Consider the following 22,487-nt stretch of genomic DNA (forward strand, 5'->3'; position numbering starts at 1 on the left):
CGGCGGCGCGCATGGCGCGGCACCGTCCCCTTCAGGACCGGCAATGACCTTCGGCTCGAAAACCCTCTCCTATGTGACCGCCTTGGTCGCGGCAGCCTTGCTGCCTGCGGCACCCGCGGCGCATGCGCAGGTGATTTCGAATACCGCATCGGCGCAGTGGACGGGCAGCGGCGGCGCCACGCAAACGCTTTCCAATCGCGTCGATGTGACGGTGCTTGCAAGGCCGCCCGAGCAGCCGGTCATCAGCACCTACCGCCTGGTCGACAGCGGAGGCAACAAGTCGGTTCCGGTCGTTCCGACGCCCTGCGGCGGGTCGATCATCGCCGCCCAGGGCCTGAGCGCCGCCAGCGCGGGCCAACTCATCCAGCTTGCCGGACCCTATGCCGGCCTTCCGACCAACCCGGCGTCGCTGCAGAGCACCGCCAGCTTCCGCGCGGGCGAAATGCTTGTTGTCGGCGTCACCCTCGCCTCCGCAAATACCGATCCGGCGCAGCGCGACCTGCTGCCCGTCAGCGTCGACTTGCAGAATGGCGATCATGAACAGATCACGCTGACCGAAACCGCACCAAACAGCGGCGAATTTGTCGGTATCATCAACACGATCGGCGTTCCGCCCGCCGTGGTTGCCGACGATTGCCGCCTGTCGGTCACGCCGGGTGCGCCAATTCAGGTCCGCGTCACCGATCGCGCCAATGCGAGCCTTGTCGCCATCGCGACGATCGACTTTCTGGTCGATCCCTTCGGCATCGTCTTCGACAGCGGCGATGGTTCGCCCGTCGCCGGCAGCCGCGTCACGCTGATCGACGCAGCAACCGGCCAGCCGGCGCAGGTGTTCGGCGACGACGGAACCTCCTCCTACCCGTCCACGGTCGTCACCGGGCAGAATGTCACCGACAGCGGTGGCACGGTCTATACCTTCCCCGCGGGCGACTATCGCTTTCCGTTCGTTGCGCCCGGCACCTATCGACTGCTCGTCGAACCGCCCGCGCCTTACACCGCGCCCTCGGCTTCCAGCCCTGCGGATCTTGCGAGCTTGCGCCGTCCCGATGACGGTCAGCCCTTCACGATCACCGACGCGAGCTACAGCCGCGCCTTCACGCTTTCCAGCCCTGCCCCGGTGCGGGTCGATATTCCCGTCGATCAGCCCGGCCAGCCATTGGTGATCGCCAAGACGACTTCGACGCAGGTCGCGGTGCCTGGCGATGTCGTCCAATATCGCATTACGGTTTCGAACCGCGATGCGCGGCGGACGACCGGTGCAGTGACGGTCGGCGACCAGTTGCCCGCTGGGATGCGCCTTCGCGCCGATACGGTCCGCATCGACGGCACGCGCGTCGACCCCACCGTCGCAGCCGACGGGCGCAGCTTCAGCGTCGCCCTCCCCGCAATTGCGCCCTCGGCGTCGGTGCTGCTGACCTATGTCGCCGAAGTCACCGTTTCGGCGCAGCCGGGCAGCGCGCTCAATCGCGCGACGGCGCAGGACAACCGCGGGACCGTCAGCAATGTCGCCGAAGCGACGATCGCGATCAAACGCGACCAGCTTGGCGACCGTATGACGATCATCGGCCGTATCACCGACGGCGGCTGCGCCGTCGACCCGGGCAAGGCGCGCGGAATCGGCGGCGTCCGCGTGATGCTCCAGGACGGCAGCTACACCGTCACCGACGAGGATGGGCGCTATCATTTCGAAGGCGTTCGCCCCGGCCTGCACGTCGTCCAGATCGATCCTTCGACCCTTCCGCTCGATCGCGCGCCGGTCGATTGCGCCCGCTCGACCGTCGATGCCGGCAGTGCGATCTCGCGCTTCGTCGAAGGTCGCGGCGGTTCGCTGAAGCGCGCCGATTTCCGCGCCGCGATAAGCGCGCCGCGCGCCGCCCCGGCAACCAATCCTGCCGAAACCCGCAAAACCCTCAGCGATCCCGAAGCCGCAGGTGCCAATCGCGACTGGCTTGCCGGCCAGGCACCCGGCATCGGCTGGTTGTTCCCCGAACCCGTTCATAATCCGCGCGCCAAGTCGATCCGCGCCGCTGTCAAGCATCTGCCGGGACAGCGCGTGACGCTCAGCATCAATGGCAATCCGGTCAATGCGCTCAATTTCGAGGGCGTCAGCAAGTCGGCCGACGGGAGCGTCGCCGTCAGCGTCTGGCGCGGGATCGAGATTGCCGAGGGTGAGAATCGCCTCGAAGCAAAGGTCGAGGATGCGAACGGCGCGCCATTGCAGACGATCGAGCGCAATGTCCATTATTCGATCACGCCGATGCGCGCGACGCTGGTGCGCGACAAATCGGTGCTTGTGGCGGACGGTGTCACGCGCCCGGTGATCGCGGTGCGTCTGACCGATCGAGACGGCAAGCCGATCCGCGCGGGACTGACGGGCGATTTCAGCGTCCCCGCACCCTATTACCCGGCGGTCGAGGCCGAAGCGCAGCAGGCGCGCCAGCTTGCCGGGCTCGAACGCGCGCAGCCGGTCTGGAAGACCGAAGGCGACGACGGGCTGGCCTTCATCGAGCTCGAACCGACGACCGCTTCGGGAACACTGACGATCGATTTCCGCTTTCGCGACACCAAGGTCGAGCGCCAGCAAACGATCGAAACCTGGCTCGATCCGGGCAATCGCCCGTGGACGGTGGTGGGCTTTGCGGCTGGAACGCTCGGCTACAATACGCTGGACGACAGGATGGAAGCGGTCGCGGAGAAGCTCGACGACCTCAACGCCGACGCCCGGCTCGCGCTCTATGCCAAGGGCCGCATCCAGGGCAAATGGCTGATGACGCTGGCCTATGACAGCGACAAGGAACAGGACGACGCGCGATTTGGCGGCGTGATCGATCCGCGCGCCTATTACACCATTTACGCCGACCGCAACGAGACGCGCTATGATGCCGCGTCGGTCCGCAAGCTCTATCTGCGGCTCGAACGGCCGCAATTCTATGCGATGTTCGGCGATTTCGAGACGGGCATTTCGGAGCCGCAGCTCGCCCGCTATCAGCGCGCGCTCAACGGTGCCAAGGCGGAGTATCGCGGGCGCAACCTCGCCGCGACGGCCTTCGCCGCCGATACGCCCTACCGCTTCCGCCGCGACGAGATTCAGGGCAATGGCCTGACCGGCCCCTATCAGCTCGCTGCGCGGGACATTCTGCCGAACAGCGACCGCATCACGATCGAAACGCGCGACCGGCTGCACAGCGAACGCATCGTCGACAGCAAGACGCTGACGCGCAACATCGACTATGACATCGATTACGCCGCTGGCACGCTGCGCTTTCGCGAGCCGATACGCAGCCGGTCCTCGGCGCTAGATCCGCAGTTTATCGTAGCCGAATATGAAGTCGATGGCGTCGGCGAACGCGTGCTCAATGCCGGCGGCCGCGTAAGCTATCGCAGCGACGACGACCGGCTGCGCGTCGGCGCGACGCTGATCCACGACGAGGATAATGATCGCAAAACCAACCTCGGCGGCGTCGATGCGCGCTTCCGGCCCGATACCGATACCGAGGTTCGCGCCGAAATCGCGGTCAGCGACGCCAGCAGCAAGGCGGGCAGCAGCAACAGCAGTGCCACCGGAACCGCGAAGGCGTGGCTGATCGAGGCCGAGCATCACAGCAGCAGCGCCGACTTCCTGGCCTATGTCCGCGAACAGGAAAGCGGATTCGGCACCGGTCAGATCAGCAGCAGCGAAAACGGCACGCGCAAGTTCGGCTTCGACGGACGGCTGCGCGTTGGACGCCAGCTTTCGGTGACGGGCAGCGCGTGGCAGGAAGATTATCTTGACACCGATGCCCGCCGCCGGGCGGCGCGCGCGCTGGTCGAATATGACAATGGCACCACGCTGCTCCGCGCCGGACTGACCCACGCCGACGACCGGCTCAGTGACGGCAGCACCAACAAATCGGACATCGTCCAGCTCGGTGCGACGCAGCGGCTGTTCGACAAGCGCCTCGAACTCGACGCGCAGAGCGAATTCGCCCTGGGCGGACAGGATGCAAGCGTCGATTTCCCGACCCGCCAGCGGCTCGGCGCGCGGTTCGCGATCACGCGCGACGTCAATCTGGTCGGTAGCTACGAAATCGCCGACGGCAGCAGTGTCAAGGCCCGCACCGCGCGGCTGGGCTTCGACCTCGCGCCATGGGCCGGGGCACGCCTGCTCGCGACCGCGAACCAGCAGGATATCAGCGAATATGGCCCGCGCAGCTTTGCGGCCTATGGCCTGTCGCAGTCGCTGCGGCTCGGCGAGCGTTGGTCGGTCGATCTGTCGGTCGACGGAAACCGCACCTTGGGCGGTATCCGCGCGGGCGATGTGTTGAACGCGGGTCAGCCTGCGGCGTCGGGTGGTTTCCTTGCGGGCAACGGGACGCTGACCGAGGATTTCGTGGCGGTCAGCACCGGCGCCACCTATCGCGCCGATCGCTGGACGATCACGGGCCGCGCCGAATATCGCGATGGCGAGCTTGCCAATCGCTATGGCCTCACGCTCGGCGGGCTGCGCCAGCTTGGCGAAGGCCGGGCGCTCGGTGCGCTCTTCACCTATGCGAAGGCCAGCGGTGCCGGCACCACGCCGTCGACCGAAGTGATCCAGTTTGAACTCAGCTGGGCGCATCGTCCCGCCGATTCGCGGCTGTCCTGGCTCAACAAGACCGAAGTCCGTTCGGACAAGGTGCGCGATGCAGTCGCGGGTCAGGCCGGGCCGATCGGCGGCGCCGCGCTGACAATCGATGGCGATGCCACCAGCCGCCGCGTCATCAACAGCTTGTCGGTCAACTGGTCGCCGCTCGGTGATCGCGGCGATCGGCGCGACGGCGATGGGCTATGGTATGAACGCGGCGAATTCGGCTTCTTCTGGGGCACGCGCTATAATTTCGACCGCTTCGGCGCCGATGACGTCAAAGGCTGGTCGAACATGTTCGGCGCCGACTTCCGCTTCAACCTGGGCGAGCATGTCGATGTCGGCGCCTCGGGCAGCGTTCGCGTCGGAACCGGCGGCGATACCGTCGCCTGGGCCGCCGGCCCGACGCTGACTCTCGCGCCGATGACCAATGCGAATGTCACCTTCGGCTATAATTTCGCGGGCTTCCACGACCGCGATTTCGAGGACGCGCGCTCCGCCCGCTCGGGCGCCTATGTGACCTTCAAGCTGAAGTTCGACCAGACGAGCTTTGCCGGGCTGGGATTGTAACGCAGCTTGGATAGCCGTCATTGCGAGCGCAGCGAAGCTCCTCGCAATGACGACATAGACTCAGTCCGCGAACAGCAGAACCGGCGTCTCGATCAGCTTCTTGAGCGCCTGCACATAGCTTGCGGCGTCCCAGCCATCGACAACGCGGTGGTCGCAACTGATCGACAGGTTCATCAGCTTGGCGCGGCGGATGTCGTCGCCGTCGAAAACCGGGCGTTCGACGATCTTGTTCGGGCCGATGATAGCGACTTCGGGCCGGTTGATCACCGGGGTCGTCGCGATGCCGCCGAGCGGGCCGAGCGAGGTGACGGTCAGCGTGCCCCCCGTCAGTTCCTCGACCTTCGCCTTGCCCGTGCGTGCGGCCTCCGCCAACCGGCCGATTTCGCTCGCGAGCTGCCACACATTCTTGTCCTGTGCGTCGCGGATCACCGGGACCATCAGTCCGGCATCGGTCTGCGTCGCCATGCCGAGATGGACGGCACCATGCCGCGTCACAACACCCGCTTCGTCGTCGTAACGCGCGTTGATCATGGGAAATTCGGGAATCGTGCGGCAGATCGCGACGATCAGGAACGGCAGCATCGTGAGCTTCGGCCGGCCGCCGCGATTGGCATTGAGGTCGGCGCGCATCGCTTCGAGCGCGGTGACGTCCATTTCCTCGACATAGGTGAAGTGCGGGATCGCGCGCTTCGACGCCGCCATATTCTCGGCGATCTTGCGGCGCATGCCGATGACCTTGACCGGTTCGTCGGCGCGCGCACGGCTGGCGCCCGGGGCGTGATAGCCCTGCCCGCCGCTATAGCGGAGAAATGCGTCGAGATCGGCATGGCGAATGCGGTCGCCGTCGGAATGGACCTGCCCCAGATCGATGCCCAAATCCTTCGCCCGGGCGCGAACGGCCGGCGATGCGAGGATGGCTCTACCCTGTTCCGTTCGGGCTGGGCTTGTCGAAGCCCCGTCCTTTTTTTCAACGGTGGAAGACAAGGACGGCGCTTCGACAGGCTCCGGGCGAACGGCTTGGAGGGACGGCGGCGCTTCCGCCACCGCAGCCTCTTCTACACCCGGCGTTTCGGCCGCGATGTCCTCTTCGAATTCCTCTTCGGCGATCATGTCTTCGACCGCGGCTTCGCCGTCGGTTTCGATCACCGCCAGCGTCGAGCCGATCGAAACCATGTCGCCGACGTCACCGGCGAGTTCGACAACGACCCCCGACACGGGCGATTCCATTTCGACCGTCGCCTTGTCGGTCATCATGTCGGCCAGTTGGGCGTCCTCCTCGACGCGCTCGCCGATCTTGACGTGCCAGGCGACAATCTCGGCCTCGGCGATGCCCTCGCCAATGTCGGGCAGGCGAAATGAATAGCGAGCCATGGCGGTCAATCCTTCATGATCTTTTCGAGCGCGGTCGCGATGCGCACCGGCCCGGGGAAATAAGCCCATTCGAGGCTGTGGGGGTAAGGCGTGTCGAAACCCGTCACGCGCTCAACCGGCGCCTCGAGATGATAGAAGCAGCGTTCCTGAACGAGCGCCGCCAGTTCGGCGCCAAAGCCTGAGGTGCGCGTCGCTTCATGGATGATGAGGCAGCGCCCGGTCTTCTTTACCGAGGTTTCGATCGCATCGATGTCGAGCGGCAGCAGCGTCCGCAGGTCGAGGATTTCGGCGTCGACGCCCATCTCCTCGATCACCGTCTTGGCGACGTGGACCATCGTGCCATAGGCGAGCACCGTCACCGCCTCGCCGGCGCGTACCGTCGCCGCCTTGCCGAGTTCGATGCGATAATAATCTTCGGGGACCGCGCTCGCATCATGCTTCGACCAGGGTTCGACCGGGCGGTCGTAATAGCCGCTAAACGGGCCATTGTAGATACGTTTGGGTTCGAGGAAGACGACGGGGTCGTTATCCTCGATCGCTGCGATCAACAGGCCCTTGGCATCATAGGGGTTCGACGGAATGACCGTCTTCACGCCGCAGATATGCGTCATGATGCTTTCGGGCGACTGGCTGTGCGTCTGGCCGCCAAAAATGCCGCCACCGAACGGCGTGCGTACCGTCATCGGGCAGATAAAATCGTTCGCTGAACGATAGCGCAGCCGCGCCGCCTCGCTCACGAGTTGGTCGAGCCCGGGGTAGATATAGTCGGCAAACTGGATTTCGGGGACCGGACGCAGGCCATAAGCGCCCATGCCGACGGCGACGCCGATGATGCCGCATTCGTTGATGGGGGTATCGAAAACACGCGTCTTGCCGTGCTTTTTCTGCAGGCCCGCGGTAGCGCGAAAGACGCCGCCGAAAAAGCCGACGTCCTCACCCATCACGACGGTGTTAGGATCGCGTTCGAGCATGATGTCCATGGCGCTGTTGATCGCCTCGATCATGTTCATCGTCGTCTTGGTCTGGGTTTCGCCGGCCATCATTCGGGCTTCCAATTGGGGCCGAACTTCTTTTCCTGTTCGGCCAGCATTTGATCGCACTGCTCCTTGAGATGCCAAGGCATTTGCTCGAAGACATCCTCAAACATCGTTTCGAAAGGCTGGTGCATGCCGTGACCCAGAATCCCGAGCTTTTCCGACTGCTTCTGCGTCGTCTTTACCAGATCGTCGAGCTCGGCGCGCAGCGCATCATGCTGGGCATCGTCCCATTCGCCTAGCGCGATCAGATGCTGCTTCAGGCGCGCGATCGGATCGCCGAACGGCCAGGCGCTCGCTTCCTGCGCTGCGCGATAGGCACTCGGGTCGTCCGAGGTGCTGTGCCCTTCGGCGCGATAGGTGAAATGTTCGATCAGCGTCGGACCGTTATTCGTCCGCGCCCGGTCAGCCGCCCATTGCGTCGCGGCATAGACGGCAAGCGGGTCATTGCCGTCGACGCGCAGGCCGGCGATGCCATAGCCGACGGCGCGCGCCGCAAAAGTCGTCCGCTCACCCCCGGCAAAACCCGAAAAGCTGGAAATCGCCCACTGGTTGTTGACGACGTTGAAGATGACCGGCGCGTTATAGACGGTCGCAAAGGTTAGCGCCGAATGGAAATCGCCTTCGGCCGACGACCCTTCGCCGCACCACACGGTCGCGATGCGGCTGTCGCCCTTCGAGGCCGATGCCATCGCCCAGCCGACTGCTTGGGGATATTGCGTCGCGAGATTGCCCGAAACGCTGAAAAACCCGTGCTCGGGCGCCGAATACATGATCGGCAATTGCCGCCCGAGCAGATGGTCGCCGCGGTTCGAATAGATCTGGTTCATCATCTGGATCAGCGGATAATCGCGCGCGATCAAGATGCCTTGCTGGCGGTAGCTGGGAAAGCACATATCGGCGCGGTCGATCGCCATCGTCGAGGCGACCGAGGTCGCCTCCTCGCCGGTGCATTTCATGTAAAAGCTGGTCTTGCCCTGGCGCTGGGCGCGGAACATGCGGTCATCGAAGGCGCGGACGAGCATCATGTAACGCAGCATCGCGCGCAACCGTTCGGCGTTGAGCTTCGGATCCCATGCGCCCTTCGCCTGCCCGTCAAAATCGAGCACGCGGACAAGGCCGTAGCACATATCGCGCATCGCATCGGGCTTGGTCGCTTCGCCCGGACGCGGGGTCGCCTCGACCGCCGGAACATCGATATCGCCAAAGTCGGGCGTGTCGCCGGGACGATAGCGGGGTTCGGGAATATGGAGCGACAGCGGCGGCAGATTGCTCGCCGGGCGCCGATGCGTTTCGGGCATATCTTCGTCCCTTCAGGGCGCGAATCGCCGCGCCGTTATATTTCAATTGGACGACATATTATTACTTCCTGCATAGCAATGCAATGTCGGCCTCTCAGACCGCGACGGGCGCGGAAATGTGCGCCTGCGGGGCGTAATTCTCGACCGCGAAATCGTCGAACGCATAATCGAAAATGCTCGAAGCCTGCCGAAGGATGCGCAATCGCGGTGCGCCCGATGGAACGCGCCGAAGCTGCTGCTCCACAAGCTCTGCGTGATTGAGGTAAAGATGGACGTCGCCGCCGGTCCACACCAGTTCATGGGCATGAAGGCCGCATTGCGCCGCAACCATCCGCGTCAGAAGCGCGGCTTCGAATATGTTGAAGGCAAAACCCAGGCCCAGGTCGCACGACCGCTGGAACAGAAGGCACGACAGTCCGCCGTCGCTCCGCACATGAAACTGATAGGTCATGTGACAGGGCGGCAGCGCCATGCGGTCGAGATCGGCGACATTCCAGCCGGTGAAGATATGCCGGCGCGATCCGGGGTTGTTGCGGAGCGAGTCGATCAGCGCGGCGATCTGGTTGTGCCCCTGTTCCGCGCGGCGGAACAGCCCCTCGCCCGCCGGCTCATAGCGCGGCCAATTGACCCACTGATGACCATAGACCGGCCCCAGATCGCCCCACGCCGCCGCGAAATCAGGATCGGCGACGATCCGCGCCTCGAACGCTTCGGCGTCGATCTGCTCGCCCGTCGCGCGGCGATATTTCTCGAGCGGCCAGTCGGTCCATATGCGGACGCCCTGCGCAACGAGCGGTCGGATATTGGTGTCGCCGGTCAGGAACCACAACAGCTCGCGCAGCGCCGTTTTCCAGTACACGCGCTTGGTTGTGAGCAAGGGAATGGCATCGTCGCGCAGCGAAAAGCGCATCGTTTCGCCGAACAGCGAGCGCGTCCCGACCCCGGTGCGGTCGACGCGTTCGTCGCCTTCGGTCCATATCCGACGCATCAAGTCGAGATATTGAAGTTCATAATGGATGGATTCGGACAAGACTCGCTCCCGGCATTGCGGCCTCTTTGCTAGGCGGCAGCGACGCGGCCCGCAAGCGCCCCGCCCGACCTCGCACCGTTTCGGCCCAGTCCCGGCTTGGCGCGCGCGGGCACGGGGCGCAGATTTCGGTGATGGCGCTCGCTTTCCCACCTGCCCGCCCCTTCGATGGCACGACGCTGAGCGGCTTCGTCGATCGCGACGCGGAGGACGCGGTGGCCCGGGATCTGCTGCGCGCCGAGTTCCCCGCTGACCGCGAGCGGTTGATCCTGGCCGGATTCGACGGTTTCGGGCGCCTGATGCGGATCGAATGCTGCGAAGGCGGTATCGACGGCCGCTGCACGATCGCCCCCGCTTGCTGGCACCGGCTGATCGGCCGGGGCGCCGCAACCGTGCTAATGGCGCATAATCATCCATCGGGCTGCGCCTACCCGAGCGAAGCCGATCTGGCCGCAACCGGCGAGGCAATAGATTTTCTCCGCCGAATCGCCGTCGATTTGACCGATCATCTGATCTTCGTCGATCATGGTCATTTCAGCTTTCGCCGCGCGCAATTGCTCTAAATCGGCGAATATCGCCAAAGCTGCCGATTGACGCTTGAAGTTCCGAAAAGGCGCGTCTAGAGGACCGCCCTGCCCTCGCGCCGGTCCGCCGGCGCCAGAGATCGGTCGGGGAGTAGCTCAGCCTGGTAGAGCACTGTCTTCGGGAGGCAGGGGCCGGAGGTTCGAATCCTCTCTCCCCGACCAGTTTCGCATTGCTGCAGATTTTGCACAGACGCGTCTTGTAACGTGTCGCGACCCATCCTAAATTGATCCTACGCCGCCATGGTTTTCCCCCTTTCCATCGCGGCGAGCGCCTCGTCCTAGCGGACGTGGGTGCGTCCTCCCTGGACCCTGGCCACCTCGTACTCCGGTACGAGGTGGTTTTTTATTCGGCGGCCAGCGGCAGCATGTCGCCATCGGGACGCATCTGCCCCGCCGCATCGATCAGGCCGGCGAACCAGCGTGCAAGGGCGCCCGAACGGGCCGCATCGACGCTCTTGTCGGGGTGCAGATAGAGGCTCCGGTCGATTTCGATCTGAACCGCGTGGACGCCCGCCAGCGGTCGCCCGTGCGTCCGCACGATATGCCCACCCGCATAGGGCTGGTTGCGCGTCACGGCGACGCCGAGCCGTGCGGCACTGTCGAGAAGCAGGTCGGACAGCCACTCGCCCGCGGACGTGCCGAAGCGATCGCCGATCACGATGCGCGCCCCATGACCTGGCTGTCCGGACGGAATCGAAGGCATGCTGTGCAGGTCGATCAGAATGGCGTGGCCGAAGCGATCACGCGCCGCAGCGAGTTCTTCGGCAATTGCTGCATGATAGGGCCGATGCAGCGATTCGAGACGCCAGTGCAGCGCGGCCCGGTCGATCGGACGTTTCCACAATGTACCGCAGTCGGCGAGCCGCGTCGGCACGACGCCCAGCCCGGCGCGCTCCTTGCGGCCCGGCGCCGAAAATTGTGCGCGAAGCGGCACTGCGACCTCGGCGGGCGCCATCTGCCCCTCGCCGCGATTGCAATCGGCGACAGCGCGCGCCCACAGCGCCTGCACCACTGTCGCGCCGGCCTCGACCGCACCCGCCGCGATGACATCGCACCAGCGATCCTCCAGCCGCTCGAGATCGGCGATCGGCACGCGCGCCGCTGCAAGTATTTCAGGCGGATAGAGGCGCCCGGCATGCGGGATCGACACGACGACGGAGCCTGGCGCGTCGGGACGTTGGACCGCGATTGCGGCGGGCGGAAGGGTGCGGTGGGGCATCGATATGAGAGGGTGGCAAAAAAGCGCCGACGAATCCAGCGGCGCGGGAATTTGTTAAATCTCTCCCGCTATGACACAGTTTCATTCGAGGGGTGCGGTACGCGCGATTACACGGTCGGGCGCAGCCGGAAGACAGGGGCAGAATTTTACGATGATCCGCATCTTGCTCGCCGAAGATGATGATGTGATGCGCGAATATCTGGCGCGGGCGCTGACCAGCGCGGGTTATCATGTGACCGCGGTCGACCGCGGGACCGAAGCGGTCCCCTATATCGATTCGGGCACATTCGACCTGCTCCTCTCCGACATCGTGATGCCCGAAATGGATGGTATCGAGCTGGCGCAGCACACCGCAAAGGCGGCGCCGCAAACGCAGGTGATGTTCATCACCGGATTCGCGGCGGTATCGCTGCGCGCCGAAGAGAATGTCCCGCAAGCCAAGCTGCTGTCCAAGCCCTTTCACCTCAAGGATCTGGTGCGCGAGGTCGATATGCTTTTCGGCCGCGCCGATCGCAGCAACCAACAATAATTTCAACTTTGCGCGCGAAGGGCTTGCCAGCCTGCGCCGAGGCCTTTAAGGCGCGCGTCACCCCAAAACGTGTGGGCGTGTAGCTCAGTGGTAGAGCACTGTGTTGACATCGCAGGGGTCGCAAGTTCAATCCTTGCCACGCCCACCATTTTCCTCCCTTTCGATTAGCCCTGATCCCGTCGCCGGGTGGCGGCAGACCATGATCTGCCGTATCGCAGACATCATGAACATCGACATATTTCGGCGGATCGGAATCGTAGGATCGGGCCGCGTAGCGCGCGCCTTGGCGCTCGGATTGAAGCCCGCGTCGCACAAACCGCCCTTGCTATGGGGACGTTCGCCCGAACAACTGGCCGAAGCGGAGCGGCAAGTCGATGGCATCGAAACCACCCCCAACCTTGGGGCACTCGTCCAAACATGCGATGCGATTGCGATCGCCGTTGCCGATGACGCCCTTTCCGGTATCGTGGCCACGTTGGCGGCCGAAGCATCCAAGACGCCGTCCTCGCCTTTCGTTTTCCAAGTCAGCGGCCGTAGCGGAGCCGCGCCTCTGGCGCCGCTGCGCGATGCGGGCTGGCTGACGGCCGCTATCCATCCGGCGATGACCTTCACGGGCAACCCGCCGGGTGAAGTCGCGCGGATGGCGCGCGCGCGCTTTGCGATCACCGGCTCAAGCGTCGACGCAGCCGTGCAAGCCAGGCGGGTCGTCGGCCTGCTCGGCGGTGTTGCGGTCGAAATTCCCGAAGAGCGCCGCGCGCTTTATCACGCGGCGCTCTGCCACGCGTCGAACCATCTCGTGACGCTGATTGCCGATGCCGCGCAGGCTCTTGAACGCGCGGGAGTCGCCGCGCCGCGCGCGCTGCTCGCGCCGCTGGTGCAGGCTGCTCTGGACAACAGCCTCGACCGCGGGTTCGGTGCCCTTTCGGGACCGTTGCTGCGTGGCGACGTTCAGACGATCCGTGATCATGTTGCGGCGCTTGCCGCGCATGATCCCGACCTTGTCGCCGCATATCGGGCGATGGCGGTTGCCACGATAGACCGGCTCGAACACGAGGGCGCCCGGCCCGACGCAGCGCTGCGCCGCGCACTGGACAGCAGCGGCGCTGTTCCCTAATCGTTCGCGCATAATGGATACCCCCTCATCCCTCCCCGAATTGCCGCCGCCCTCGCCGTCGGATCCGCCCTATCTGCAGGGCCTGAACGGCCCGCAGCGGCAGGCCGTTCTCACCACCGAAGGTCCAGTGCTGATGCTCGCCGGGGCCGGCACGGGCAAGACCGCCGCACTGACGGCACGGCTGGCGCATATCATCGCGACGCGGCGCGCCTGGCCGTCGGAAATCCTGGCCGTCACCTTCACCAACAGGGCAGCGCGCGAGATGCGCGAACGCATCGGGCGGATGATCGGCGACGCGGTCGAGGGCATGCCCTGGCTGGGCACTTTTCACAGCATCTGCGCGAAAATGCTGCGCCGTCACGCCGAACTCGTCGGCCTGCAAAGCAATTTCACCATCCTCGACACCGACGACCAGCTTCGCGTGCTCAAGCAGATCATCCAGACCGAGGGACTCGATGAAAAGCGCTGGCCGGCGCGCCAGCTCGCGGCGCTGATCGACAAGTGGAAGAACCGCGGCCTGACGCCGCCCGACCTCGATGCGGGTGACAAGGAAGCCTATGCCGACGGCAAGGGCGGCCATTTCTATGCGCTGTATCAGGCGCGGCTGAAGACGCTCAACGCCTGCGATTTCGGCGACCTGCTGCTGCACATGCTGGTGATCCTGAAAAATCACCGCGATGTGCTCGAACATTATCAGCAGCGCTTCAAATATATCCTCGTCGATGAATATCAGGATACCAACGCCAGCCAGTATCTCTGGCTGCGGCTGCTGGCGCAGGCGCGCAAGAATATCTGCTGCGTCGGCGACGACGACCAGTCGATCTATTCGTGGCGCGGCGCCGAGGTCGCGAACATCCTGCGCTTCGAAAAGGACTTTCCCGGCGCGACGGTAATCCGGCTCGAGCAGAATTACCGATCGACCCCGCAGATATTGGCGGCCGCGTCGGCGCTGATTGCGCAGAACAGCGACCGCCTCGGCAAGACGCTGTGGACCGAACTCGATGCGGGCGACAAGGTGCGCGTCGTCGGCGTGTGGGACGGCCCCGAGGAAGCGCGGCGGATCGGCGAGGAACTGGAAGATTTGCAACGCCGGCGGGTTTCACTTGACCGCGCCGCCATCCTCGTCCGCGCACAGTTCCAGACCCGCGAATTCGAGGATCGCTTCATCGCGATCGGCATGCCCTATCGCATCGTCGGCGGCTTCCGCTTCTATGAGCGCGCCGAAATTCGCGATGCGCTCGCCTATTTGCGCCTCGTCCAGTCGCCAGCCGACGATCTGGCGTTCGAGCGGATTGTCAATGTCCCGAAGCGCGGATTGGGCGACAAGGCGGTGGCGCGGATCCACCAGTTCGCGCGGATCGACCGGACCCCGCTGTTTCATGCGGCGTCACGGATCACCGAAACCGACGAGCTGACTCCGCAGGCGCGGCGCCAGCTCGCCAATTTCGTTGCGATGATGCGCGGCTGGCAATCGAAGGCGGGCGAGCTGTCGCATCCCGAGCTGACGCAGCTCATCCTCGATGAATCGGGCTATACCGCGATGCTGCAGGCCGATCGCAGCGCCGAGGCGGCGGGACGGCTTGAAAACCTCTCCGAACTCGTTCGCGCGATGGAAGAATATGACTCGCTCGAAGCCTTCCTCGAGCATGTCAGCCTGGTGATGGACCGCGACAATGACGACCAGACCGAAACGGTGACGATCATGACGATCCATGCCGCCAAGGGCCTCGAATTCGATCATGTCTTCCTCGCCGGATGGGAGGACGGGGTCTTTCCGTCGCAACGCGCGATGGATGAGGGCGGGACGGCGAGCTTGGAGGAAGAGCGCCGACTGGCCTATGTCGCGATCACCCGCGCCCGTCAGCGCGCCAGCATCTATCATGCCGCGAACCGGCGCATCTACGGCCAGTGGATGAGCAGCATCCCGAGCCGCTTCATCGGCGAAATCCCGCCCGAGCATGTGGCGAGCGAGAACAGCTTCGGTGGTGGCCAGAGCCTTTGGCGGGCCAACTGGGCGGCGCAGGGCGATCCTTTTGCGCATGTTGCCGAACGCCAGCCCGCCCGCACCATGACGCGCGGCCCGGCATGGCAGCGCGCGGTCGCCCAATCATCGACCGTCACCCGCGCGCCCGCGCCATCCGAGCGAGCGCCCGCCGCATCGGTGGGAGCCAAGCCGCGCGCCGACCTCGCCATCGGTATGCGCGTGTTCCACGAAAAATTCGGCTATGGCGAAATCATCGACATCGACGGCAACAAGCTGGAGGTCGAATTCGAGCAGGCGGGCGCAAAGCGGGTGCTCGACGGCTTTGTGAGGGCGGCATGACAACCAAGGATGAATGGCTGCGCAAAGCACACGAAGCCCATGGCAGGGGCGATTCAGCCGCCGAAGCAGCGGCGCTCGACGCGCTCATTCGAGCGGATCGGACCAACATCGCGGCGCTGATCGCGATGGCGGAACTCAAGCGTCGGCTCAATGACGAGCGTGCCGCCAGCAGCTTCTACCGCTTGGCGCTGGCAACCGCGGCCCAGGCTCGGGACGTGCATCCTGCGCTGCACCCTTCGTTGCAAAGAGCGGAGCAATATTTGTCCGATGTCGACAATGTTCTGGCCGACCACCTGTTCAGCCGCCTTCGCGCAGCCGGACTCGACCAACGCACCGCGACCCCGCGTGTAGCTGAGGCTCTGCGGCTATTATCGGGCGAACAACCGCTGTATCAGCAGCAGCCTAATATGTTCTACTTTCCCGGCCTTGCGCAGCGGGCATTTTTTGATCGGTCGGAATTTGACTGGGTTTCCGAAGTGGAGACCGCCACCGCCGCCATCCGCGACGAACTGCAAGCCTTGTTGAACGATCCGGGCGAACATTTTTCGCCCTATGTCGCGGCCAACCCCGATCGACCTCCGCCCAACAATCCATTGCTGGACAAGCCGGACTGGGGAGCGGCTTGGCTGTGGCAAAGTGGCGAGATTGCAAGCGGCATGGATCGCTTGTGCCCGCAAACTCTCGCAACGCTGGCGCTCGCCCCGCAGCCAGTGATCCCGGGACGTGCACCCATAGCGTTGTTTTCCCGTCTCAAACCCGGAACCCACATTGCGCCACATCACGGGCTGCTTAATACTCGGCTTATTTGCCATCTGCCACTCGTAGTGCCCGATGGCTGCGGCATCCGCGTCGGCGCCGAAACGCGCGCATGGCGCGAAGGTGAATTGATGATCTTCGACGACAGCTTTGAACATGAAGCGTGGAATCGCGGCACCAGCGACCGCACAGTGCTGTTATTCGAGATATGGCGTCCCGACATCGACACCGACGAACGCGAGCAGCTCACGATACTGTTTTCTGCCATCGACGCCTATGATGACGGTCACTGATCAAAAAATTCGAGGAATGTCGCTGGTGGAGCCGAGGGGAATCGAACCCCTGACCTCTGCAGTGCGATTGCAGCGCTCTCCCATCTGAGCTACGGCCCCGCGACGGGGCGCTCTTAACGGGACTGGTTGACACTGGCAACGGCTTTTCTGACGATAGGAAATATCTTCGGATAATTGGGGGGAACGATCGATGGCGAAGGCATGGCATCTGGTGCGTCGTCCGCAAGGATTGCCGACGATCGACGATTTTGCGCTGCACGCGCTTCCCGATCTGCCGCTCGAAACCGATCAGCTTCGCGTGCGCAATCACTGGCTGTCGGTCGACCCCTATATGCGCGGCCGGATGAACGATGCCAAAAGCTACGCCGCCTCCTTCCAGCTAGACCAGCCGATGACCGGCGGAGCGATCGGCGAAGTCGTCGAAAGCGCAATGGACGGCTTTGCGCCGGGCGACATCATCCTGCACATGGGCGGCTGGCGCGACGGCGGAACCATCGGGCTGGAGATGACGCCCACCAAGCTGCCTGCCGATCTGCTCGCCGCTGGCATGCCGCCCCAGACCTTTCTCCACAATATGGGGCTGACCGGGGGCACCGCGTGGATCGGCCTTCTCCGCATTGCAGCGGCAAAGCCCGGCGACACGGTTTTCGTGTCCGCCGCCGCAGGCGCCGTTGGCTCGGCGGTGGTCCAGATCGCCAAAGCGCGCGAGATGACGGTTATCGGCTCCGCCGGCGGCGCAGAAAAATGCGGCTGGGTCAAGGATCTGGGAGCCGATGCCGTTGTGGATTACAAGGCGGGCCCGCTGGTCCCCGCGCTCACCGAAGCGCTGGACGGTCTCGGCAAAAGTGGCATCGACGTCTATTTCGACAATGTCGGGGGAGATCATCTCGACGCGGCCTTCGCACTCGCCAATGATTTCGCCCGCTTTGCCATCTGCGGCATGATCGACGTCTATAATGACGGAAAGCCCCAGGAAATGCGCAACCTGATCCGGACGATCCCGGCGCGTATCCGCATGGAGGGCTTTATCTATACCGACCAGTTCTTCGACTGCATGGAAGAATTCTACGCCGACATGGCAGGGCTGATCGCGAGCGGTGCGGTGACGATGCGTGAAACCGTGCGCGACGGGGTCGAAGCGGCGCCCGACGCGTTCCTTGGTTTGTTTTCCGGCGCGAATATCGGAAAGATGCTCGTCCGCGTCTGACGCGAACGCACCGCCGATCCGGGCCCGGTTTTAGCTACCGAAACCGACCGAAAGGAAGCCCGGCATCGGGCCGTTCCAGCCGTCGTCGGGTTCGTCGTCGCGAACCGGCTTCTGGCGCGGCGCATCAGGTGTCTTGCGTTCGGGGCGCCTGGATACGCTGCTTTTGGATTCCGCGCGGGGTGCATCGTCCTTCGATTTCGGTTTCGCACCGCCGCGCCGGCTCTTCTTCGCTTGCGGCGGTTGCTTTTCCTCAATCTCTTCGGTGGGTTCCTGACGCTCGCCGCCCGCAAAGATATCGATCTTGTGGCCGGTCAGCTTCTGGATGTTGTCAACCGCCTCCGCATCGGACGGGCTGACGAGCGTGAAGGCCCGGCCCTTCGCCCCTGCCCGCCCGGTACGTCCGATGCGGTGGACATAGTCGTCGGGATGCCAAGGCGCGTCGAAGTTGAAGACGTGGCTGACGCCCTTCACATCGAGACCCCGGGCCGCGACGTCGGACGCGACGAGGATGTTGATATCGCCCTTTTTGAAGCGATCGAGTTCGGCAATGCGGCTCGACTGATCCATGTCGCCATGGATCTCGCCCGCGCGATAGCGGTAGCGTTGGAGCGATTTGGCGAGCTCACGCACGGTCGTCTTGCGATTGCAGAAGATGATCGCGGTGCTGATATCCTCTTCCTCGAGCAGCCCGCGCAGCGTTTCGCGCTTGCCGCGCTCGCTGGTCTTGACCAGGAACTCGGTAATATTGACGTTGGTGCTCGCGGGCCGCGCGACTTCGATCGTCTTGGGATTGGACAGGAATTTGTCGGCGAGCTTCTTGATCGGCGGCGGCATCGTCGCCGAAAAGAGCAAGGTCTGGCGATTCGCCGGCAGCTTGGTGCAGATATTCTCGATGTCCGGAATGAATCCCATGTCGAGCATCCGGTCCGCCTCGTCGATGACGAGGAGGTCGCAGCCGGTGAGCAATATCTTGCCGCGCTCGAACAGGTCCATCAGGCGGCCGGGCGTCGCGATCAGCACATCGACGCCCCTTTCGAGCGCCTTGATCTGATCGCCCATCTGGACGCCGCCGATGAGCAACGCCATCGAAAGCTTGTGATATTTGCCGTATTTTTCGAAATTCTCGGCCACCTGCGCCGCAAGTTCGCGCGTCGGTTCGAGGATCAGCGAGCGCGGCATCAGCGCGCGGGCGCGGCCATGCGCCAGAATGTCGATCATCGGCAGCACGAAGGACGCGGTCTTGCCGGTGCCCGTTTGCGCGATGCCGATAATGTCGCGCATCATCAGAACCGAAGGGATGGCGCCCGCCTGGATCGGTGTCGGTTCGTCATAGCCCGCTTCGGTCACAGCGCGCAAAAGTTCGTCGGAAAGGCCGATGTCGGCAAATTTCATAAGGTCATCATGTCCGGAAAAATGTTGTAGCACGGCTTCCCACGCCAGCCGTTGCTGCCGCGCCCCTAGGGGAAGTGGCGGTGAAAAGTCAAGAAAAGCCGACCGATCTGGCCGAAAAATCGCGCGCCGCCCCGCTCAGTCGTCGTCGCGCGCCACCGGGACGAGCAAGCGAAACTCGTCTACCTCGCACTTTGCGCCGGTCCGCGCATGGATTTCGTCACGGCCTTTGCACAGCTGCCCGTCCTTGTTTCCCTTCATGTAGAAGCCGGCATAGAAGTCGAGCGCCCGGCAGCCGCGGTTCAACTGGGCACGCAGCAACTGCTTCTGGCGGGTGATGAGGTCGATGCTGTCGCGCTGCACCGCCTCCATCCGCACGATGTTCTTCATCGCGACGCAGCGCGGCCCCTTCTTTTCCTTCCAGATCACCTGCGCTTCGCGCGGACGAACGGGCGGTGGCGGCGGCGCGGGGGCTGAGAAATTATTGATTGGACTACGCTGTGCCGGAACACGGATGATGATCTGCTGCTCGATCACCACCTGGAAAAAGCCGGCATCAGGGGGGGCAATGGCGGGCAACGACGCCTCGACCGGCGGCAACGTTGCCGCGATGTGCACGTCCGACGCGGGCGCAGCCGCCGCGACCAGCAGGGCCAGCGCCGTCACCATGGATGCGCGCGCTCCGCATCACTGTGCCAGGCCATGGCGTTCACCCGATACTCCCGTTCGCTGCAAAGCCCCACAAGGTGGCAATTCATATGCCAACCCTTTAACGACCATGATTGAACAGCAAATGAATTGATGTCGACTCCTATTGCGCGCCCGCGCCCCAACGAGACGCCCTGCATGACCCAACCGCCCTCCGCCGACCTGCTCAACCGCCTCGCCGATCTGCTGGGCCCCAAGGGGTTCACCCGCGATCCCGATGATATGGCACCCTGGCTCACGGATTGGCGCGGCCGTTATCGAGGCCAAGCGGCCGCCATGCTTTCCCCGGCCAATCGTGACGAGGTCGCCGCAGTCGTCAGGCTCTGCGCCGCGGAGCAGGTTGCCATCGTCCCGCAAGGCGGAAACAGCGGCATGGTCGGCGGCGCAACACCCGACGCGACGGGCAACCAGCTTCTGCTCAGCCTGCGGCGCATGAACCGGATCCGTGATATCGACGTCGCCGCCGGATTGGCGATCGTCGAAGCGGGGGTCGTGCTAGAACACCTGCATGGCGCAGCCCTTGCGCACGGACTGCGCTTTCCCTTGACCCTCGGCGGCAAGGGGTCGGCGACGGTCGGCGGGCTGGTTTCGACCAATGCCGGCGGAACGCAGGTGTTGCGGTTCGGAACGATGCGGGCGCTGGTCGAAGGCGTCGAGGCCGTTCTGCCCGACGGCGAGCTTCTCGACGCGCTGGCCCCGCTCAAGAAGGATAATCGCGGCTATGACCTGCGGCATCTGTTCTGCGGCGCCGAGGGCACGATCGGCGTCGTCACCGCCGCGACGCTGCGCCTCGTCCCCGCCGCCGCCGCGCGCGGCACCGCGTGGATCGGCCTTGCTTCGCCCGACGATGCGCTGCGCCTCCTGCGCCGGCTCGACGCCGCGCTCGTTCGCACGCTCGAAGGCTTTGAACTCATCCCCGACGCCTGCCTGCAAGCGGTGCTGCGCCATATTCCGCAGACCCGCGCGCCGCTCGCTGCCTCCGATCCCTGGTATGCGCTCGTCGAGCTGGCCGGTGACGATGGCGATGCGTTGACCGAGGCGCTGGAATCATCGCTTGCAAAGGCGCTTGAAGACGGGCTGATCCGTGACGTCACGATTGCCAAGAACGGAAGCGAAAGCGAGCAATTCTGGCGCCTGCGCGATTCGATCTCGGAGGCCGAGCGCGCCGAAGGCCCCGCCCTCCAGCATGACGTCAGCGTTCCCGTCGACCGGATGCCGCAGTTCATTGCGGAAAACCCCGCGCGCCTCGATGCCGCATTTCCGGGCACGCGGGCATTGTCCTTCGGCCATCTCGGCGACGGAAACGTCCACCATCATGTTCAACCACCAGCCGGCGTCGATGGGCGTGCATGGCTCGCGGCGCACGGCGAGGACGCAAGCCGGATCGTCTACACCCACGTTCTCGAACTCGGCGGCTCGATCTCGGCCGAACATGGTATCGGGCAGATGAAGCGCGAGATGCTCGCCGAACTCGACAGCCCCGCCCGCCTCGCCGCGCTGCGTGCGGTCAAAGACGGACTCGATCCGCTGGGGCTATTCAATCCCGGCAAGTTGGTCGCCCAGAAGGCGCCCTTGGCCTAACGCCCCTTGCGCCGCGCCGCGCCTGCCAATAAGGCGCGCGATTATTCCTTTCGTCCTCGATCCCTTTGGGGGCGCCAATCCGGAGTTTCACCATGGCCACTGCGCCCGCCAACAACCTGCCGCTTTTCTATGGCGACATCGTCCCGCTTTCGAGCGTCGACCATGCCGATTTCCGTGCCCGCCCGCTCGCCGAAGCGAAGTTTCTCGTCGGCCAGCATGCGATTCCGCTGACCGCCGACGAATTCACCTCGGCTTGCCGCTTCTTTCCGATCATCTTTTCGGCTGGCGACAATCCGGTTCCGCTGGCGCTCATGGGCCTCAACGAAGGCGTCAACGTCTTCGTCGACGACGAAGGCAAGCTGAAGAATCCGGTTTATGTTCCGGCCTATATTCGCCGCTACCCCTTCCTTCTCGCCCGCCTCAACCCGGGCAGCGAAGAATTGTCGCTCTGCTTCGACCCGACCTCTGGCGCGGTCGGCAAGTTCGACGAGGGCGACGCCCTGTTCGTTGACGGCCAGCCGAGCGAGCAGACCAAAGCCGTACTCGATTTCTGCCGCAACTTCGAAGAGGCCGGACAGCGCACCGGCATGTTGGTCGACGAACTCAAGAAAGCCGACCTGCTGATGGACGGCGAAGTCGCCATCCAGCCCGACGGTTCGGACAAGCCCTTCGTCTATCGCGGTTTCCAGATGGTCGACGAAAACAAGCTGCGTGAACTGCGCGGCGATGTGCTGCGCAAGCTGATGCAGAACGGCACGTTGCCGCTCATCTATGCGCACCTGCTTTCGCTCCAGCTGATGCGCGACATCTTTGCCGAACAGGTAAAAGCTGGCAAGGTGCCGGCAATGACGGACGCCCCCGTCGCCTAAGGAGAACGC

16 protein-coding genes and 3 tRNA genes are annotated in these 22,487 nt (G+C 64.2%); 11 read left to right on the forward strand and 8 right to left on the reverse strand.

Going from position 1 to position 22,487, the window contains the following annotated elements; all coding sequences use genetic code 11:
• The first annotated feature begins 43 nt into the window (after positions 1-43).
• The gene (locus L0963_RS07590; RefSeq protein ID WP_234179016.1) at positions 44-5,173 is read left to right on the forward strand and encodes a hypothetical protein; all 5,130 of its coding nucleotides are present in this window, start codon (positions 44-46) and stop codon (positions 5,171-5,173) included.
• Between the two features lie 60 nt (positions 5,174-5,233).
• On the opposite strand, the gene L0963_RS07595 is transcribed toward L0963_RS07590, so the two are convergent.
• From L0963_RS07595 to thyA, 4 genes are all read right to left on the reverse strand, one after another.
• Positions 5,234-6,544, reverse strand: coding sequence for a dihydrolipoamide acetyltransferase family protein (locus tag L0963_RS07595; protein WP_234179018.1), 1,311 nt, complete (start codon positions 6,542-6,544; stop codon positions 5,234-5,236).
• Positions 6,545-6,549: 5 nt separating this feature from the next.
• Positions 6,550-7,554 (reverse strand): alpha-ketoacid dehydrogenase subunit beta, encoded by a 1,005-nt coding sequence (locus L0963_RS07600; protein ID WP_003051495.1) that lies wholly within the window; start codon positions 7,552-7,554, stop codon positions 6,550-6,552.
• A 29-nt stretch (positions 7,555-7,583) separates the two neighbouring features.
• Entirely contained in the window at positions 7,584-8,879 is a 1,296-nt protein-coding gene (locus L0963_RS07605; protein ID WP_234179020.1) for a 3-methyl-2-oxobutanoate dehydrogenase (2-methylpropanoyl-transferring) subunit alpha, read from the reverse strand.
• Between the two features lie 94 nt (positions 8,880-8,973).
• Positions 8,974-9,909, reverse strand: a complete 936-nt coding sequence (thyA, locus tag L0963_RS07610; protein WP_003051489.1) for a thymidylate synthase — start codon at positions 9,907-9,909, stop codon at positions 8,974-8,976.
• Between the two features lie 131 nt (positions 9,910-10,040).
• On the opposite strand from thyA, the gene L0963_RS07615 reads away from it, so the two are divergent.
• A complete protein-coding gene (locus tag L0963_RS07615) occupies positions 10,041-10,469 on the forward strand; it encodes a JAB domain-containing protein (RefSeq protein WP_234179022.1) in 429 nt (142 codons plus the stop codon).
• A gap of 106 nt (positions 10,470-10,575) precedes the next feature.
• Positions 10,576-10,652: transfer RNA gene (locus L0963_RS07620), tRNA-Pro, on the forward strand.
• Between the two features lie 181 nt (positions 10,653-10,833).
• Here the strand turns inward: L0963_RS07620 and L0963_RS07625 are convergent.
• A complete protein-coding gene (locus tag L0963_RS07625) occupies positions 10,834-11,709 on the reverse strand; it encodes an N-formylglutamate amidohydrolase (RefSeq protein WP_234179024.1) in 876 nt (291 codons plus the stop codon).
• Positions 11,710-11,860: 151 nt separating this feature from the next.
• Here L0963_RS07625 and cpdR point away from each other — a divergent pair, with 151 nt between their 5' ends.
• The 5 genes from cpdR (at position 11,861) to L0963_RS07650 (ending at position 16,724) form a co-directional block, all read left to right on the forward strand.
• Positions 11,861-12,238, forward strand: coding sequence for a cell cycle two-component system response regulator CpdR (gene cpdR, locus L0963_RS07630; RefSeq protein WP_062764864.1), 378 nt, complete (start codon positions 11,861-11,863; stop codon positions 12,236-12,238).
• Between the two features lie 73 nt (positions 12,239-12,311).
• A tRNA-Val gene (locus tag L0963_RS07635) sits at positions 12,312-12,386 on the forward strand.
• A 75-nt stretch (positions 12,387-12,461) separates the two neighbouring features.
• On the forward strand, positions 12,462-13,352 hold the full coding sequence (locus L0963_RS07640; RefSeq protein WP_234179026.1) for a Rossmann-like and DUF2520 domain-containing protein: 891 nt from the start codon (positions 12,462-12,464) through the stop codon (positions 13,350-13,352).
• 13 nt (positions 13,353-13,365) lie between these two features.
• A complete protein-coding gene (locus L0963_RS07645; RefSeq protein WP_217373418.1) occupies positions 13,366-15,675 on the forward strand; it encodes an ATP-dependent helicase in 2,310 nt (769 codons plus the stop codon).
• A complete protein-coding gene (locus L0963_RS07650; protein WP_234179028.1) occupies positions 15,672-16,724 on the forward strand; it encodes an aspartyl/asparaginyl beta-hydroxylase domain-containing protein in 1,053 nt (350 codons plus the stop codon). The genes L0963_RS07645 and L0963_RS07650 overlap by 4 nt, the downstream gene beginning before the upstream one ends.
• 23 nt (positions 16,725-16,747) lie before the next feature.
• On the opposite strand, the gene L0963_RS07655 is transcribed toward L0963_RS07650, so the two are convergent.
• Positions 16,748-16,823 (reverse strand) — tRNA-Ala (locus L0963_RS07655).
• 91 nt (positions 16,824-16,914) lie between these two features.
• Between L0963_RS07655 and L0963_RS07660 the strand changes: the two genes are divergently transcribed.
• The gene (locus tag L0963_RS07660; protein ID WP_082819950.1) at positions 16,915-17,931 is read left to right on the forward strand and encodes an NADP-dependent oxidoreductase; all 1,017 of its coding nucleotides are present in this window, start codon (positions 16,915-16,917) and stop codon (positions 17,929-17,931) included.
• Between the two features lie 30 nt (positions 17,932-17,961).
• On the opposite strand, the gene L0963_RS07665 is transcribed toward L0963_RS07660, so the two are convergent.
• A complete protein-coding gene (locus L0963_RS07665; protein WP_217373416.1) occupies positions 17,962-19,323 on the reverse strand; it encodes a DEAD/DEAH box helicase in 1,362 nt (453 codons plus the stop codon).
• A gap of 135 nt (positions 19,324-19,458) precedes the next feature.
• The gene (locus L0963_RS07670) at positions 19,459-19,989 is read right to left on the reverse strand and encodes a hypothetical protein (RefSeq protein ID WP_186403260.1); all 531 of its coding nucleotides are present in this window, start codon (positions 19,987-19,989) and stop codon (positions 19,459-19,461) included.
• Between the two features lie 177 nt (positions 19,990-20,166).
• On the opposite strand from L0963_RS07670, the gene L0963_RS07675 reads away from it, so the two are divergent.
• Positions 20,167-21,609 (forward strand): FAD-binding oxidoreductase, encoded by a 1,443-nt coding sequence (locus tag L0963_RS07675; RefSeq protein ID WP_234179031.1) that lies wholly within the window; start codon positions 20,167-20,169, stop codon positions 21,607-21,609.
• A gap of 92 nt (positions 21,610-21,701) precedes the next feature.
• Positions 21,702-22,478 carry a SapC family protein gene (locus tag L0963_RS07680; protein WP_234179032.1) on the forward strand — a complete coding sequence of 259 codons (777 nt, stop codon included), beginning with the start codon at positions 21,702-21,704 and terminating at the stop codon, positions 22,476-22,478.
• Positions 22,479-22,487: the final 9 nt, after the last annotated feature.

Source organism: Sphingopyxis sp. NFH-91 (assembly GCF_021401285.1).
Lineage (GTDB): Bacteria > Pseudomonadota > Alphaproteobacteria > Sphingomonadales > Sphingomonadaceae > Sphingopyxis > Sphingopyxis terrae_A.